This is a genomic window from Mesorhizobium sp. M7A.F.Ca.US.006.04.2.1 (assembly GCF_004022915.1).
In the GTDB taxonomy this organism is placed as follows: domain Bacteria; phylum Pseudomonadota; class Alphaproteobacteria; order Rhizobiales; family Rhizobiaceae; genus Mesorhizobium; species Mesorhizobium ciceri.
In genome coordinates, this window is sequence record NZ_RZQA01001652.1 from 1 (window position 1) to 450 (window position 450).

General features: G+C 64.9%; 1 protein-coding gene. It reads left to right on the forward strand.

Going from position 1 to position 450, the window contains the following annotated elements:
* Positions 1 to 20 precede the first annotated feature (20 nt).
* A complete protein-coding gene (locus EN925_RS39235) occupies positions 21 to 446 on the forward strand; it encodes a hypothetical protein (protein WP_013529758.1) in 426 nt (141 codons plus the stop codon).
* The last annotated feature ends 4 nt before the right edge of the window (positions 447 to 450 follow it).

Genomic DNA, 450 nt, shown 5'->3' on the forward strand with positions numbered 1-450 from the left:
GATCTAAACTGGGAAACGCCATGGCCGACTTTTCGGAATCCACCCCCAACCTGCCAGCACGCACGACCACATCGGAAGCGCCGATCCCGTTCGCGCGGCCCGGCAATCTCGCCGCCATCATCGGCCGCATCGAGGAAGTGGTCGAGGAAGAGACGGCAGGCATCCGCAACGCCACCAACTATGATCTCAAGGCATCGAACGCCCGCAAGAGCCGCTACCTCTACGAGTTGACCCGCGCCATGAAGGGCGGCAGCGAAGCCGAATTCCTCGAGCAGCACCGCGAGGGCCTGACCCGGCTGCGCCAGAAGCTGGCGAAGAACGAAGCGGCGATCCTGGCGCATCTCAGCGCGGTCAACGAAGTCGCCAGCCTGCTGCGGCACGCCATCCAGCGCGCCGAGACCGACGGCACCTATTCCGCCGGCGAGTTCGGCTGGATAAAGGCGTGATGGC

Coding starts and splice junctions, on each gene's coding strand:
- EN925_RS39235 (WP_013529758.1), top strand. CDS start 21: ATGGCCGACTTTTCGGAATCCACCCCCAACCTGCCAGCACGCACGACC.